At 61.9% G+C, this 16,022-nt stretch carries 16 protein-coding genes; 8 read left to right on the top strand and 8 right to left on the bottom strand.

The features are described 5' to 3' along the window. Positions 1-45 precede the first annotated feature (45 nt). The 7 genes from gmk to fabD all read right to left on the bottom strand — a co-directional run bounded on the left by gmk (position 46) and on the right by fabD (position 6,631). On the bottom strand, positions 46-708 hold the full coding sequence (gmk, locus tag HX899_RS02095) for a guanylate kinase (RefSeq protein WP_025393970.1): 663 nt from the start codon (positions 706-708) through the stop codon (positions 46-48). Between the two features lie 3 nt (positions 709-711). Further along, positions 712-1,599 carry a YicC/YloC family endoribonuclease gene (locus HX899_RS02090; RefSeq protein WP_029872960.1) on the bottom strand — a complete coding sequence of 296 codons (888 nt, stop codon included), beginning with the start codon at positions 1,597-1,599 and terminating at the stop codon, positions 712-714. Between the two features lie 18 nt (positions 1,600-1,617). Then, entirely contained in the window at positions 1,618-2,835 is a 1,218-nt protein-coding gene (mltG, locus tag HX899_RS02085; RefSeq protein WP_181291576.1) for an endolytic transglycosylase MltG, read from the bottom strand. Positions 2,836-3,018: 183 nt separating this feature from the next. Next, a complete protein-coding gene (gene fabF, locus HX899_RS02080) occupies positions 3,019-4,281 on the bottom strand; it encodes a beta-ketoacyl-ACP synthase II (protein WP_181291575.1) in 1,263 nt (420 codons plus the stop codon). Between the two features lie 93 nt (positions 4,282-4,374). Next, a complete protein-coding gene (locus HX899_RS02075) occupies positions 4,375-4,611 on the bottom strand; it encodes an acyl carrier protein (protein WP_003547058.1) in 237 nt (78 codons plus the stop codon). 286 nt (positions 4,612-4,897) lie between these two features. Continuing rightward, positions 4,898-5,635 (bottom strand): 3-oxoacyl-[acyl-carrier-protein] reductase, encoded by a 738-nt coding sequence (gene fabG / locus HX899_RS02070; protein ID WP_003558186.1) that lies wholly within the window; start codon positions 5,633-5,635, stop codon positions 4,898-4,900. A 51-nt stretch (positions 5,636-5,686) separates the two neighbouring features. Further along, complete coding sequence (gene fabD, locus HX899_RS02065) at positions 5,687-6,631, bottom strand: ACP S-malonyltransferase (RefSeq protein WP_181291574.1); 945 nt, start codon at positions 6,629-6,631, stop codon at positions 5,687-5,689. Positions 6,632-6,845: 214 nt separating this feature from the next. On the opposite strand from fabD, the gene HX899_RS02060 reads away from it, so the two are divergent. The 7 genes from HX899_RS02060 to alr all read left to right on the top strand — a co-directional run bounded on the left by HX899_RS02060 (position 6,846) and on the right by alr (position 13,807). Further along, the gene (locus HX899_RS02060; protein ID WP_181291573.1) at positions 6,846-7,889 is read left to right on the top strand and encodes an aldo/keto reductase; all 1,044 of its coding nucleotides are present in this window, start codon (positions 6,846-6,848) and stop codon (positions 7,887-7,889) included. 315 nt (positions 7,890-8,204) lie between these two features. Beyond that, positions 8,205-8,672, top strand: coding sequence for a 30S ribosomal protein S6 (gene rpsF, locus HX899_RS02055; RefSeq protein WP_003547040.1), 468 nt, complete (start codon positions 8,205-8,207; stop codon positions 8,670-8,672). A gap of 14 nt (positions 8,673-8,686) precedes the next feature. After that, positions 8,687-8,935, top strand: a complete 249-nt coding sequence (gene rpsR, locus HX899_RS02050) for a 30S ribosomal protein S18 (RefSeq protein ID WP_003547038.1) — start codon at positions 8,687-8,689, stop codon at positions 8,933-8,935. Between the two features lie 159 nt (positions 8,936-9,094). Continuing rightward, complete coding sequence (locus HX899_RS02045; RefSeq protein ID WP_181291572.1) at positions 9,095-10,075, top strand: DUF2232 domain-containing protein; 981 nt, start codon at positions 9,095-9,097, stop codon at positions 10,073-10,075. A gap of 22 nt (positions 10,076-10,097) precedes the next feature. Then, on the top strand, positions 10,098-10,676 hold the full coding sequence (gene rplI, locus HX899_RS02040) for a 50S ribosomal protein L9 (protein WP_011651241.1): 579 nt from the start codon (positions 10,098-10,100) through the stop codon (positions 10,674-10,676). Positions 10,677-11,051: 375 nt separating this feature from the next. Next, positions 11,052-12,548, top strand: coding sequence for a replicative DNA helicase (locus tag HX899_RS02035; RefSeq protein WP_027685267.1), 1,497 nt, complete (start codon positions 11,052-11,054; stop codon positions 12,546-12,548). Positions 12,549-12,637: 89 nt separating this feature from the next. Further along, entirely contained in the window at positions 12,638-13,807 is a 1,170-nt protein-coding gene (alr, locus tag HX899_RS02030; protein ID WP_181291597.1) for an alanine racemase, read from the top strand. Positions 13,808-13,819: 12 nt separating this feature from the next. On the opposite strand, the gene HX899_RS02025 is transcribed toward alr, so the two are convergent. Next, a complete protein-coding gene (locus HX899_RS02025; RefSeq protein ID WP_181291571.1) occupies positions 13,820-14,455 on the bottom strand; it encodes a LysE family translocator in 636 nt (211 codons plus the stop codon). A gap of 162 nt (positions 14,456-14,617) precedes the next feature. Between HX899_RS02025 and radA the strand changes: the two genes are divergently transcribed. Continuing rightward, positions 14,618-16,018: a DNA repair protein RadA gene (gene radA / locus HX899_RS02020; RefSeq protein ID WP_138328375.1), complete on the top strand. Its 1,401-nt coding sequence runs from the start codon at positions 14,618-14,620 to the stop codon at positions 16,016-16,018. The last annotated feature ends 4 nt before the right edge of the window (positions 16,019-16,022 follow it).

Here is a 16,022-nt window from a genome sequence, read left to right as displayed (position 1 = left end):
CATGTCGTTATAGCAAAACAGCAGCAAACTTTTGCGCGACATGCTTTAAAGCGACGGCGTCTCTTCCAGCAACTCGCGGACGAAGTCGAACATGCCATGGCGGCGGTCGCGGCGCAGGCGTTCGGCCTTGACGATCGACTGGACGGCGTCGAGGGCGGCGTTGAGATCGTCATTGACGATGACATAGTCGTATTCGCGCCAGTGGGCGATCTCGGCGCGGCTGTTGGCGAGACGCGTCTGGATGACCTCCTCAGAATCCTCGGCACGGCGGTGCAGTCGCGACTGGAGCTCGGTCATGGTCGGCGGCAGCACGAAGATCGAGACGACGTCGGCCGACATCTTCTCCTGCAATTGCTGGGCGCCCTGCCAATCGATGTCGAAGAGCATGTCGCGGCCTTCGGCCATGGCCTGCTCGACCGGCTCGCGCGGCGTGCCGTAGAAATTGCCATGCACCTCGGCCCATTCGAGCAGCGCGTCGCTATCGCGCAGCCGCTCGAACTCGCGCACACTCTTGAAGTGGTAATGCACATCCTCGACTTCGCTCGGACGGCGCTGGCGCGTGGTGACGCTGACCGAAAGGCCGATTTGCCTGTCGGTCTCCAGCAGCGTGCGCGCGATGGTGGACTTGCCGGCGCCGGATGGCGACGAGATGACAAGCATCAGACCGCGGCGGGCGATCTGCACGGGCGAGGATTTCGCCGGTTTCATGTCTTACTCCAAATTCTGGACCTGCTCGCGGAACTGGTCGATCACGACTTTCAGCTCGATGCCGGCGGCGGTGACCGCCGAGGCATTCGACTTCGAGCAGATGGTATTCGATTCGCGGTTAAATTCCTGTGCAAGGAAGTCCAGCCGGCGCCCGGCGGGGCCACCTTTCACCAGGAGATCGCGCGCTGCGGCGATATGAGCCTTCAGACGATCGATTTCCTCGCGCAGATCCGCCTTGGTCGCCAACAGCGCGGCTTCGGCATGCAGCCTGTCGCGGTCGAGCGCGGCCATGCCGTCCATCAACAGGGCGACCTGCGCGGCAAGCCGCGCGGCGATCTCCTGCGGCGAGCGCGACGGATCGGCCTCGATCGTCCGTGTCAGTCCCTCGATCGTCGTGACGTGGTCGTGAAGAATGCGGGCCAGCGCCGACCCTTCCTGTTCGCGCATCGCTCGCAGATCGGCAAGCGCGGCCAGCAGGCCGGCAGCGATATCGGCGTCACGGGCGGCAAGCGCCTCCTCGCCATCCTCGCTTTCGCGGAATTCGACGATGCCGCGCACCAGAAGCAGCGTATCGAGCTTCAGCGGCGCCGGATCGATGACACCGTCCAGTTGCTCGCGCATGGCCAGCACGGCGGCAAGAGCCTCCTTGTTCAGCACCGCCTCGAAACGGTTCTCGTCGGCGCTGACGGATAGCGATGCCTGCAGGTTGCCGCGGCTGAAGCTTTCGCCGGCGAGGCGGCGGACCTCTGCCTCCATGCGTTCGAGACCGGGCGGCAGGCGCAGGCGCAGGTCGAGGCCCTTGCCGTTGACCGAGCGCAGTTCCCATGCCCAGCGCCAGCGGCCGCTCGTTCCCTCGCGCCGCGCAAAACCGGTCATGGACTGCAAAGCCATGCGAGCCTCCCGAAAGTCTCAGTTGATCTTCTTTTTCTTCGGCGGCGCGACGGTCGCGCCATTATCCGCCGGCTGCTCTTCCGGCTGGCCGTCGACTGCGATGTTCGGGTCCGAACCCTTGTCGGCTTCGAGCTTGCGCCAGCGCTTGACGTTGGCGTTGTGCTCCTCGAGCGTCGCAGAGAAAACATGGCCGCCGGTGCCGTCGGCGACGAAATAGAGATCCTGCGTCTTCCAGGGATTGGCGACGGCTTCCAGCGCATCCTTGCCGGGATTGGCGATCGGCGTCGGCGGCAGACCCTTGATGACATAGGTGTTGTAAGGTGTGTCCCGCTTCAGGTCCGACTGGTAGATCGGCCGGTCGGCCGGTTTACCCTCGCCGCCGAAGAGGCCGTAGATGATCGTTGGGTCGGACTGCAGGCGCATGCCCTTGCCGAGCCGGTTCAGGAAAACGGAGGCGACATGGGCTCGCTCGTCGGGAACGCCGGTTTCCTTTTCGACGATCGAGGCGAGTGTCACGAACTCCTCCTTGGATCGCAGCGGCAGCGACTGGTCGCGCTTGTCCCAGATCTGATCGACGAGCTTCTGCTGCGCAGCCGCCATCTGTTCGATGATTTCCGAGCGCTTGGTGCCGCGCGAGAATTTGTAGGTATCCGGACGCAGGCTGCCCTCGGTCGGCAATGCCGCCGGCAAGTCGCCCTCCAGAACAGTATCCTGCAGCATGCGGTCGAACATCTGGCGGACCGTCAGACCCTCAGGGAAGGAAACGGAATAAAGAATGGACTTGCCCGATTTGAGCAGCTCCATGATATCCCTCATGGAGGCCCTCGCCTTGATCTCGTATTCACCCGCCTTCAGGCTCTCACCGGCAGAAAGATGCGTTGCCGTGAGATAGCGGAAGATGCGGGCATCGCTGATGATCGCGTTGCGCTCGAGGTTCGAGGCGATTTCGGTCAGACCTGCGCCGTTGCGGACGATGAAATTGGTGTTGGTCTGCAGCGGACCCGGGTTCCGATAGGTCGATGTGGCGTAGTAGAAGCCGATGACGGCGACGACGCAGACGAGAACCGCCATCGTCATGATGAAGTTCAGGAAAAGAACGACCTGGCCGCGGGCTTTCTTGGACCGCTTCGGCGGCTCCGGAACGCGCTCCGGACGCAGGGCTTCGCTCGGCGACTTCGGGATAATCGGTCCCTTCTGCGCCTGGGTATCGTTGCTCTGCTTCGTCGTATCGCTCACCGGCAATCCTCTAAAACTTGACTTTCACTTCGCTATTTCGCGAAGCAATGCGGCAAAAGCAGGTTCTGCCGCCGTTCAACGACGCCGCTGACGGTCGTTATGCTTTCGCACGCCCTCTTACGCAACGTAGAGGACGGCCGGTCTGCGGTGCAAGGGAGACCCGTCACACCGCTTGCAGGACTCTTATTGCGCGTAACGGCGCAGTACGAGCGATGCATTCGTGCCGCCGAACCCGAACGAGTTGGACAGCGCCACATTGATGTCTCGCTCACGCGCCTTGTGCGGAACAAGATCGATCGCCGTCTCCCGTTCGGGATTGTCGAGATTGAGCGTCGGCGGCGCGATATTGTCGCGGATGGCGAGCGTGGTGAAGATCGCCTCAATGGCGCCTGCAGCACCGAGAAGGTGCCCTGTCGCCGACTTGGTCGAGGACATGGAGATCTTCGACGCCGCATTGCCGACCAGCCGCTCGACGGCGCCGAGTTCGATCGTATCGGCCATGGTCGAGGTACCGTGGGCATTGATGTAGTCGATATCGGCCGGCGTCAGCCCGGCGCGCTTCAGCGCCATCGCCATGCAGCGGCCGGCGCCCTCGCCGTCTTCGGAGGGCGCGGTGATGTGATAGGCGTCGCCCGACAGGCCGTAGCCGACGATTTCGGCATAGATCCTGGCGCCGCGCGCCTTGGCGTGTTCCAGCTCCTCGAGCACGACGATGCCGGCGCCTTCGCCCATGACGAAGCCGTCGCGGTCGCGGTCATAGGGGCGCGACGCCTTCTGCGGATCGTCGTTGTGCTGGGTCGACAGCGCCTTGCAGGCGGCAAAACCTGCAAGTGAAATGCGGCTCACGGGGGATTCCGTGCCGCCGGCGACCATGACGTCGGCATCACCAAGTGCAATCAAGCGCGCAGCATCGCCGATCGCATGCGCACCCGTCGAGCAGGCGGTGACGACCGAATGATTGGGTCCGCGCAGCTTGTGGCGGATCGAGACCTGGCCGGAGACGAGGTTGATCAGGCGGCCGGGAATGAAGAAGGGGGAGATGCGGCGCGGGCCCTTTTCGCGCAGGGTGTAACCCGCCTCGACGATGCCTTCGATGCCGCCGATGCCGGAGCCGATCAGCACGCCGGTGGCGATCTGGTCCTCATCGGTTTCAGGATGCCAGCCGGCATCGGCAAGCGCCATATCGGCGGCGGCCATGCCGTAGATGATGAAGGGATCGACCTTGCGCTGTTCCTTCGGCTCCATCCACTGATCGACATTGAAGGTGCCGTCGGTGCCGTCACCGATAGGAATACGGCAGGCGATCTTGGCGGGAAGGTCGTCGACCTCGAATTCGGTGACGAGGCGGGCGCCGTTCTGACCGGCAAGCAGCCGGGACCAGGTCACCTCGGTTCCGCATCCCAAGGGTGATACCATGCCGGTACCGGTGATGACGACACGTCTCATCGCGTGCTTTCCCCCGTCTCTTATGTTCTATGGAGAAATATGCCGAAAAGAAAAGGGCGGACTCCAGGCCCGCCCTTTCTCAAATTCACAGGATCAGGCCTGGGCCTTCTCAATGAACTTCACTGCATCGCCGACCGTCAGGATCGAGTCGGCAGCGTCGTCAGGAATTTCAACGCCGAATTCTTCTTCGAAAGCCATGACAAGTTCGACCGTGTCGAGCGAGTCAGCGCCCAGATCGTCGATAAAGCTGGCGCTCTCGACGACCTTGTCGGCATCAACGCCAAGATGATCAATAACAATTTTCTTTACGCGTTCTGCGATATCGCTCATGTCGGTTTCCTCGACCTTATGTCCTGATCGGAATGCCATCACGGCACCCCTACCCTGTTTCAGCCTGCGATGTTTTCAGACATCCTCGGCAAACTCGTTTACCCGGCTTCAGAGATGTCCCAGGCTTGCAAAAAGCCCGCCGGTCCGTCTGCTTTCTCGGGACGACTGTTCACAGTCATGGCCCGCTTAACATGCTTTATGTCTGCCGCAAAGCCAGAAAATCAACGGTTCGTGATTGCTCAACATGCTATTGGCAGAATTATTCCCATGCCAACAGTTTGTCGTTTCAGATCATCGCCATGCCGCCGTTTACGTGCAGCGTCTGGCCCGTCATATAGGCAGCCTCGGAGGACGCAAGGTAAGCAACCGCCGAAGCCACCTCGCCACCCGTGCCCATGCGCTTCATTGGGATCGCCCCCATGATCGCTTCCTTCTGCTTGTCGTTCAGCTTGCCGGTCATGGCGCTCTCGATGAAGCCGGGTGCGACGCAATTGACCGTCACGTTGCGGGTGGCAATTTCCTGCGCCAAAGACTTGGTGAAGCCGATCATGCCGGCCTTGGAGGCGCAGTAATTGGCCTGGCCTGGATTGCCGGTGACGCCGACGACGGAGGTGATGTTGATGATGCGACCATAGCGGCGGCGCATCATCGGATGCGTCAATTCGCGCGTCAGGCGGAAGGTCGACGTCAGGTTCACTTCGATGACGCTGTCCCAGTCCTCGTCGCTCATGCGCACGAAGAGGCCGTCGCGGGTGATGCCGGCATTGTTGACGAGGATGTCGACGCCTTCGAGGTCGGCCTCGGCCTTCTGGCCGAGCGCCTTGACCTCATCGCGGTCGGAGAGGTTGGCCGGGAAGATCTTGACGCGCTCGCCGAGATCGGCGGCCAGCGCTTCCAGTTTCTCGACGCGGGTGCCGTGCAGGCCGACGACGGCGCCCTGCTTATGAAGAAGGCGGGCGATTTCCTCGCCGATACCGCCCGATGCGCCGGTGACGAGAGCCTTGCGGCCGGAAAGATCGAACATGGAAACGTTCCTTATAACAGCGACACCAAATCCGGTGTCCGGGGATACCAATCAGGCCATGAGGGCGGCGACGGCCGCGTCGATATCCGCCGGACCGTTGACGGAGATGCCATTGATCGTCTTGTCGATGCGGCGGGCAAGGCCGGTCAGCACCTTGCCGGAACCGAGTTCATAAAGCGTCGTGACGCCATTTCCGGCGAACCATTCCACCGTCTCGCGCCAGCGAACCTGACCGGTCACCTGCTCGACCAGCAGGCTGACGATTTCATCGGCGCCGGTCACCGGGGCGGCACGGACATTGGCAATGAGGGGCACGATGGGATCGGATTTTGAAACCGTTGCCAGTGCTTCGCGCATGGCCTCGGCGGCAGGCGCCATCAGTGTCGAATGAAACGGAGCGGAGACCGGCAGCAGAATGGCGCGCTTGGCGCCCTTGTCGGTCGCAAGGCCGGCCGCTTTTTCGACGGCTGCCTTCTCGCCCGAGATGACGATCTGGCCGCCGCCATTGTCGTTGGCGATCTGGCAGGCGCCGATGGCGGACGCCTCTTCGCAGACGGCGATGACGTCGGCATGTTCGAGGCCGATGATCGCGGCCATGGCGCCGACGCCGACGGGAACGGCCGCCTGCATGGCATTGCCGCGGATGCGCAACAGCCGCGCGGTGTCGGCAAGCGAAAAGGTGCCGGCGGCGCAAAGTGCCGAATATTCGCCGAGCGAGTGGCCGGCGACGTAAGCGACCTTCGACTTCAGATCCAGCCCTTTGGCCTCCAGAACGCGGACGACGGCGATCGAGACGGCCATCAACGCCGGCTGGGCGTTCGCCGTCAAGGTCAACGTATCCTCGGGACCGTTGAACATGACGTCCGAAAGCTTTTCACCGAGTGCCTCATCGACCTCTTGGAAAACGGCGCGGGCTTCGGCAAAATTCTCGGCGAGATCCTTGCCCATACCGACGGCCTGACTGCCCTGGCCGGGAAAAGTGAAAGCAATGGTCATTCTCATGTTCCCTGGCTGATGCCCTGAATACGCCCCTTGAGGCTGTTTTGCCTCCAATTGACATTCTTTCCGGCAGAGTCAAGTGGCGGCTCATTATCCGCAAAGCCTTTCGCACTGGCGCAAATGCCCGGTTTTTGCTCTTGCGCTCCGCCAAATCCAGCCTAGATTTGCGCGAACCCGCCCAAGGCTGTCACCTCTCTCCCAAGGTTTTTCCATGAAGTACAATTCGCTAGGCCGCACCGAGATTTCCGTTTCAGAGATTTGCCTTGGCACCATGACCTGGGGTTCGCAGAACAGCGAAGCCGATGCTCATGCGCAGATGGACTACGCCGTCGAAAAGGGCGTCAATTTCTTCGATACGGCCGAACTTTATCCGACCACCCCGATTTCGGCCGCTACGCAGGGCTGGACGGAAGACTATATCGGCAGCTGGTTCGAGAAGACCGGCAAGCGCGGCGATATCGTGCTCGCCACCAAGGTCGCCGGCCGCGGCCGCGACTATATACGCGGCGGCGAAGGTGCCGATGCAAAGAATATCCGCCTGGCGCTCGAGGCCAGCCTGGCGCGGCTGAAGACGGATTACGTCGACCTCTACCAGATCCACTGGCCGAACCGCGGCCATTTCCATTTCCGTCAGAACTGGAGCTACAATCCCTTCAACCAGGACCGCGACGAGGCCGTCGCCAATATGCTCGACATTCTGGAAACGCTTGGCGCGCTGGTGAAGGAAGGCAAGATCCGCGCGATCGGCCTTTCCAACGAAACCACCTGGGGCATACAGAAATATCTGACGCTCGCCGAACAGAAGAGCCTGCCGCGGGTCGCCTGCGTCCAGAACGAATACAACTTGCTCTACCGCCATTTTGACCTCGATCTCGCCGAACTCTCGCATCATGAGGATGTCGGGCTGCTCGCCTATTCGCCGCTCGCCGGCGGCATCCTCTCCGGAAAATATGTCGATGGCGGCAGGCCGAAGGGTTCGCGCGGCTCGATCAACCACGATATCGGCGGTCGCCTGCAGCCGCTGCAGGAGCCGGCGACCAAAGCCTATCTGGAGATCGCCGCAACATACCGCCTCGACCCGGCAGCAATGGCGCTCTCCTTCTGCCTGTCCAAGCCCTTCATGGCTTCGGCCATCATCGGCGCGACCTCGATGGAGCAGTTGAAAATCGATATCGGCGCGGCCGACATTACGCTTTCGAACGAGATCCTGGCGGAAATCGCCAAGGTGCACCGGCAGTATCCGCTGACGCTTTGATCCTATTTGTTTGGCGCCTGCCCGATGCCGACCATTGGCCGGCATCGGGTTCGGGTGTCCGATTGCGCTTGCCTTTGCCCAAAAAATCCGTATAAGCCGCCCTGTTCGTTAACCCGGTCTTCTGGCTGGTGGCTGAACGGAGGGCCGGTTTTCTCACAGAAATCGTTCGGAACGGAAGCGTTCCAGCCTCCCGTGTCTCCGCTCTCGACCGTCTCGGAAACGCTTTCTTGCCTGGGTCCGCCCAATCAGGAGCAGTCGTTGAGGCTTAGCCGCCGAATATCGGGTTGAACCAAACGCAAGAAAGGCAAAGCTGTCATGGCTCTTTATGAACATGTATTCCTTGCCCGGCAGGATATTTCCGCTCAGCAGGTCGATGCCCTCGTAGAACAGTACAAGGGTGTGATCGAAGCGAATGGCGGTAAGGTCGGGCGTATCGAGAACTGGGGCCTCAAGTCCCTCACCTACCGCATCAAGAAGAACCGCAAGGCGCACTACGCCCTGATGGACATCGATGCACCGGCTGCTGCCGTCCAGGAAATGGAACGTCAGATGCGCATCAGCGAAGACGTTCTTCGCTACATGACGATCGCCGTCGAGAAGCATGAAGAAGGTCCGTCTGCCATGATGCAGAAGCGCGACCGTGACGACCGTCCGCGCGAAGGCGGCCGTGGCCCGCGTGAAGGCGGCTTCGGTGATCGTGACCGCGGCCCGCGTCCGCCGCGTGAAGGTGGCTTCGGCGACCGTGACGACCGTCCGCGCCGTCCGCGCGAAGACCGTGTATAAGGGAGATCTGAGATATGTCTGAAACTTCCTCCGCTCCGGTCCGCCGCCCGTTCCATCGCCGCCGCAAGACCTGCCCGTTCTCCGGCGCCAACGCACCGCGGATCGACTACAAGGACGTACGCCTGCTGCAGCGCTACATTTCTGAGCGCGGCAAGATCGTTCCGTCCCGCATCACGGCCGTTTCCCAGAAGAAGCAGCGCGAACTCGCTCAGGCGATCAAGCGCGCCCGTTTCCTCGGCCTGCTGCCCTACGTCGTCGCCTGATCATCGGCCGACGCACACACTCTTGAGGGAAGGCATTCGTGCCTTCCCTTCTCCCTTCCGCGATGGGCGCGGATCGGAACTCTTAAAACCCATGTTGAGACGTTTCTGAATTTGATTCAGCAACATCCTCTAACTGCTTGATGAAGCAGGACAGCGACCTTGAAACGACTTAAAACACTGCTGATCGGCGCACTCGCCGGATTGACCGCCGCCCTGCTGGTGCTGGGCGCGAGCATGCAGCCGTCGTTTTTCAGCGCGCTTCTCTATACGGCCTCGGCTCTGCCGATCCTGATCGTCGGGCTCGGCTGGGGCAATGCCGCCGCAGTCTCGGCCGTCGTCACCGCCGCGGCACTCGGCGCGATCTTGATCTCGCCTTCCTTCGCGCTGATCATGACGATGGTGACGCTGCTGCCGGCCGGTTGGCTCAGCCATCTCGCCAATCTGGCGCGTCCAGCCGCCGAACTCGGCGGCCCCGACCATCTGCTTGCCTGGTATCCGCTCTCCGATATCCTGCTGCATCTCTGCGGTCTGGTGACGCTCGCCGTCATCGTCATCGGCGTGATCATCGGCTACGGGCCTGAGATCACCGATCCGATCGTCGATCTGCTGATCACCTCGCTCAAGCAGCAGCAGCCGGAATTCATGCCCGATCCGGCAGCGACCGCGCAGACCAAGTCGCTGATCTTGCTGATGCTGCCGGCATTGCAGGGCGGCATGTGGGTCAGCATGCTGTTTGCCGCCTATTATTTCGCCGTGCGCATCGTCTCAGCGTCCGGCCGCGGCCTTCGCCCGCGCGAGGATATTCCCTCGTCGCTGCGGATGAACCGCAACTCGATCTTCATCTTCCTGGCCGGACTTGCCGCCTGCTTTTTCGGCGGCGTCCCGGCGCTGGTCGGTGCGACCGTGATCGGCGCCTTCGGTGCCGGTTTCATGCTTTCCGGTTTCGCCTCGCTGCATTTCCGCACGCGCGGCAAGGACTGGCGCATACCAGCCCTCATCCTCTGCTATCTGGCCTCGATGCTCATGCTGCTGCCAGCTCTCCTCATCCTCGTCCTCGGTCTCAGCGATACGCGCAAGGCGATCGCACTGACCCCGACGAAAGATGCTGATGCCCCCAAACAATCCGATACGAAAATCTGAGACACAAGAAAGGAAAAAGAAAATGCAAGTCATCCTTCTCGAACGCATCTCCAAGCTCGGCCAGATGGGCGAAACCGTAAAGGTTCGCGACGGCTTTGCCCGCAACTACCTGCTGCCGCTCGGCAAGGCGCTGCGCGCCAACGCTGCCAACAAGACCCGCTTCGAAGCCGAGCGCGCGACGCTCGAAGCCCGCAACCTCGAGCGCAAGTCAGAAGCCCAGACGGTCGCCGACGTTCTCGACGGCAAGTCCTTCATCGTCGTGCGCTCCGCCGGCGAAACCGGCCAGCTCTACGGTTCGGTTGCTGCCCGTGACGTCGTCGATATTCTCGGCGCCGAAGGCTTCAACATCGGCCGCAACCAGGTTCACCTCAACACGCCGATCAAGTCGATCGGCCTGCACAAGGTCGAGCTGCAGCTACATGCCGAAGTCGAAATCCACGTCGAGCTGAACGTTGCCCGTTCTGCCGAAGAGGCAGAGCGCCAGTCCAAGGGCGAAGAACTCACCTCGGTCGACGCGATCTACGGCGTCGACGAAGACGCGCTGCGTCCGGAAGACTTCTTCGATCCGGAAGCCGACGGCGTCGACGAAGACGAAGCATAATTCTCGTCGGAGCGATCCGCGTGAGGGAAAGCCCGGCCATCGCGCCGGGCTTTTTCGTTTCCGTCCCTTCGATATGAGCCGCCGATCGGCTCGCTTCTTTTAAGGGGATTTTCCGGATGTTTTTGCTGCGTGCCTTATCGCATCGCGCTAAAGTAGCGTTCTCCGAAACGGATGGGCTGAGTCGGCGCCATGCCGTGTCGTGCGGGTGACACTGCCAGTATTTCTCCTTTATGTCGCCCAAGACTGTGGAGAAGTCGAACAACGTGCACAGCGTTCAGGATTTAGGCGAAGCGAGCCCCCGCTCCTTTCGTAGCCTCTTGATTTTCGCGTCCGGAATTGCAAATCCGGAACTGGAAAAAGACAGAACGGATGATGATGAACGACGCCGCTCGAAAGATTACAGCTGTTGCCTCGTCAGAGCAGCACTACCGCGAAGCGCCCAACAATATCGAAGCCGAGCAGGCGCTTCTCGGTGCGATCCTGATGAACAACGACGCCTATTACCGGGTGTCGGACTTCCTGAAGCCGATCCATCTCTATGAACCGCTGCACCGGAAGATTTTCGAGGTTGCCGGCGATATTATCCGCATGGGCAAGATCGCCAATCCGGTGACGATCAAGACCTTCCTGAAGGCCGACGAGAAGGTCGGCGACATGACGGTTTCGCAATATCTGGCGAGCCTCGTCAGCAATGCCGTCACCGTCATCAATGCCGAGGATTATGGCCGGGCGATCTACGATCTGGCGCTGCGCCGGGCGCTGATCACCATCGGCGAGGACGTCGTCAACATCGCCTATGACGCGCCGCTCGACATGCCGCCGCAGTCGCAGATCGAGGATACCGAACGCCGCCTCTTCGAACTGGCGGAAAACGGCCGCTACGACGGCGGCTTCCAGGCCTTCAACGATGCGGTCGCGCTGGCGATCGACATGGCGGCCGTCGCCAAGGAACGTGACGGCGGACTTTCCGGCATTTCCACCGGCATCCATTCGCTGGATTCCAAGATGGGCGGTTTGCAGCGGTCGGACTTGATCGTGCTTGCCGGACGCCCCGGCATGGGCAAGACCTCGCTTGCCACCAACATCGCCTACAATATCGCCGCCGCCTACGAAGGCGAAGTGCAGTCGGACGGCAGCATGAAGGCAAAGAACGGCGGCGTCGTCGGTTTCTATTCGCTCGAAATGTCGTCGGAACAGCTCGCCACCCGTATCATCTCCGAGCAGACGGAAGTCTCCTCCTCGAAGATCCGCCGCGGCGACATCAACGATGCCGATTTTGAAAAGCTCGTCGCCTGCTCGATGATGATGCAGAAGGTGCCGCTCTTTATCGACCAGACCGGCGGCATCTCGATCGCCCAGCTTTCGGCCCGCGCGCGCCGTCTGAAGCGCCAGCGCGGCCTCGACGTGCTTGTGGTCGACTACATTCAGCTGATGACCGGCTCGGGCAAATCCAGCGACAACCGCGTGCAGGAAATCACCCAGATCACCACCGGCCTCAAGGCGCTCGGCAAGGAGCTCAACGTTCCGATCATCGCGCTGTCGCAGCTCTCGCGTCAGGTCGAAAGCCGCGACGACAAGCGGCCGCAGCTGTCCGACCTTCGCGAATCCGGCTCGATCGAGCAGGACGCCGACGTCGTGCTCTTCGTGTTCCGCGAGGAATATTACGTCAAGAATTCGGAGCCGCGCGACATCCACGATCCGAAATATCCGGAATGGGAAGCGCTGTTCGACAAGGTGAAGGGCACGGCCGACGTCATCATCGCCAAGCAGCGCCACGGGCCGACAGGCACGGTGAAGCTCGCCTTCCAGGCGGAATTCACGCGTTTTGCCGATCTCGCCGATCCCTCCTTCACCCAATATGAAGAGCACTGATCGCGCGGATGCTGCGTGCAGCGCCGGGCTTTCCCTTGACATAGTTGACCTTTAAACTGGCCGGAGAATCCTTCTCCGGCCTCTTTTCGATGCGGATCATGAGCGAATTATTCGACGCCCCCGAAGACGACAATTTTGCCTCGGCAGGCCTGCGGCTGACCGTCGACCTGACCGCCCTGACGGAGAACTGGCGCGACATGGCGCGCCGCTCCGGTGCGGCACGCGCCTCGGCGGTCGTCAAGGCGGATGCCTATGGCATGGGCATCGAGGATGCCGGCGAAGCGCTCTATATGGCCGGCGCGCGCGACTTCTTCGTCGCGACCGTCGACGAGGGCGTAACACTTCGCCTCTATGCACCTGATGCGCGCATCTTCGTGCTCTCAGGCATCTGGCCCGGCACCGAGCGGCGCTTCTTCGACAATGATCTGGTGCCGGTGATTTCCTCCGACGAACAGCTCGCCTTCTGGATGGCGGTGCTTGCCGATTACGGCGACTACCCCTGCGCGCTGCATGTCGATACCGGCTTCAATCGGCTCGGACTGCATATCGACGATGCGATCGCGCTCGCCGACGACGTCTCACGGCCTGCGAGCTTCGCGCCTGTCCTGGTGATGAGCCACCTCGCCTGCGCCGACGATCCCAGCCATGCGATGAACCGGCAGCAGCTCGAATCATTCCACAGGGTTAGCGCCGCTTATGAAGGCATCGATTCAAGTCTTGCAGCCTCGGCCGGCATCTTTCTCGGTGAGGATTATCACTTCGACCTGACCCGCCCCGGTGTCGCGCTCTATGGCGGCGAAGCGGTCAGCGGCATCGCGAACCCGATGCGGCCGGTGGCGACGGCGGAAGCGCGCATCATCCAGGTGCGTAGCGTCGAAGCCGGCGAGACCGTCAGCTATGGGCGGGCGCTGCAGCTTGGCCGCGAAAGCCGGCTGGCGATCGCCTCGGCCGGCTATGCCGACGGCTACATGCGCAGCCAGTCGAGCGGCGGCGTGCCACTGCGCCAGGTGGTGCCGCAAGGCGGGCAAGGTTTCATCGCCGGACACAAGGTTCCGGTTGCCGGCCGGATCACCATGGACCTGACGATCTTCGATATCACCGACCTGCCTGACAATGCCGTGCGCGCCGGGGACTATGTCGAGCTGTTCGGAAAGAACTTGCCGGTGGACGACGTGGCGCGGGCATGCGGCACGATCGGATACGAGATCCTGACCAGCATGGGGCTCCGCCACGAGCGGCGCTACGTCGCCGAGGAATAACGACCTTTCTATTCAGCGGCTGCTGAAGGCGAGACGGACACCGAGCGCGAGGAAAAGCGCACCGAGGCCGCGGTCGAGCCAGAGTCCGACTTTTTGATTATGCCTGATTGCATCCGCAAGGCGCCCGCCGAGAAGGACGAGCGGCGGTTCGATGAAGGCGGCGACGACGATGATGAGCGCGCCATGCAGCATGAGCTGTGCCCATGCCGGCCCTGCCCCTTCGACGACGAACTGCGGCAGGAAGGCCAGGAAGAATATCGCCACTTTCGGATTGAGCAGCGACACCAGAATTCCCTGCCGATAGATTCTTGCAACCGGCAAACTTTCACCAGCAGCCTTTATCAGGCCATCGCCGCCACCGGAGCGCAAAGCCTGAATGCCGAGCCAGACGAGATAGGCGGCGCCGATCCATTTGACCGTGGAGAAGGCGACAGCGGAAGCGGCAAGTATGGCGGAGAGGCCGAGTGCAGCCATCAGTACATGCAGGCAGGCGCCGGACCAGACGCCAAACAGCGCCGAAAAACCGGCACGTTTTCCGCTTCTCATCGTGTGACCGAGGATGAAGGCGATGTCGGGGCCGGGCGAGAGATTGAGCAGAACCGCCGCCGACAGAAATGCAAGCCAGTGCGCAAACGAATAATCGAACATCTTCACCATTCCAGATAAGCAGAAGCAAAGGATAGGCATGGGTGCGCTGATGGGGAAATCATTAGTTTTGATCCATTGCGATAGCCATTATCTCAAGCACGACAATGATTCGATGAAGCGGCGCGTCGCTTCACTCGCGAACCCGGACTGAAAGAGTATTTGATGGCGAAGGCCAGAACACAATTCATCTGCCAGAGTTGCGGCACGGTTCATAACCGCTGGGCCGGCAAATGCGAGAACTGCGGCGAGTGGAACACCATCGTCGAGGAAGACCCGATGGGCGGGATCGGCTCCGGTCCCGGCAAGACGCCAAAGAAGGGCCGACCGGTGGCGCTGACGGCACTTTCCGGCGAGATCGAGGAGGCGCCACGCATCCATACCGCCATGTCGGAGCTCGACCGGGCGCTCGGCGGCGGTTTCGTGCGCGGGTCCGCGGTGCTGATCGGCGGCGATCCCGGCATCGGCAAATCGACGCTGCTGATGCAGGCCGCCGCCGCCCTTGCGCGGCGCGGCCACAAGATCATCTACGTCTCCGGCGAAGAAGCCGTGGCGCAGGTGCGGCTGCGGGCGCAACGCCTTGCGGCGGCCGATACCGACGTAATGCTGGCGGCCGAAACCAATGTCGAGGATATTCTGGCGACGCTCGCCGAGGGTAAGCGGCCGGACCTCGTCATCATCGATTCTATCCAGACGCTATGGAGCGAACTTGCCGAATCCGCGCCGGGAACGGTGACGCAGGTGCGCACCGGCGTGCAGGCAATGATCCGTTTCGCCAAGCAGACGGGTGCCGCCATGGTGCTCGTCGGCCACGTGACCAAGGACGGGCAGATCGCCGGCCCGCGCGTTGTCGAGCACATGGTCGACGCCGTGCTCTATTTCGAAGGCGATCGCGGCCATCACTATCGCATCCTGCGCACGGTCAAGAACCGCTTCGGCCCGACCGACGAGATCGGCGTCTTCGAAATGTCAGACAAAGGCTTGCGCGAAGTCGCCAACCCCTCGGAACTCTTCCTCGGCGAGCGCAACGAAAAATCGCCGGGTGCTGCCGTTTTCGCCGGCATGGAGGGCACCCGCCCCATTCTCGTCGAGGTGCAGGCGCTGGTGGCCCCAACCTCGCTCGGCACGCCGCGGCGCGCCGTGGTCGGCTGGGATTCGGCACGGCTGTCGATGATCCTTGCGGTGCTGGAAGCCCATTGCGGCGTCAGGCTCGGCCAGCACGACGTCTATCTCAACGTCGCCGGCGGTTACCGCATCTCCGAACCGGCGGCCGATCTTGCCGTCGCCTCGGCGCTCGTTTCCTCGCTTGCCGGTATTGCCCTTCCTGCCGATTGCGTCTATTTCGGCGAAGTCAGCCTGTCGGGTGCCATCCGGCCGGTTGCGCACACCGCCCAGCGTCTCAAGGAAGCCGAGAAGCTGGGATTTTCCGCAGCGCTGCTTCCGTCCGCCTCCACCGAATTGCCGAAGGGCTCCGGCGGGCGCTGGAGCGAAGTCGCAAGCCTGCCGGATCTGGTCGCGCGCATCGCCGGATCGAAGGGGGCGCTACGTGTGGAAGACGACGTTTGATCCT

This window comes from Rhizobium sp. WYCCWR 11146 (genome assembly GCF_013591995.1).
Classification (GTDB): Bacteria; Pseudomonadota; Alphaproteobacteria; order Rhizobiales; family Rhizobiaceae; genus Rhizobium; species Rhizobium indicum.
This window is presented reverse-complemented; position numbering and strand designations above follow the sequence as displayed.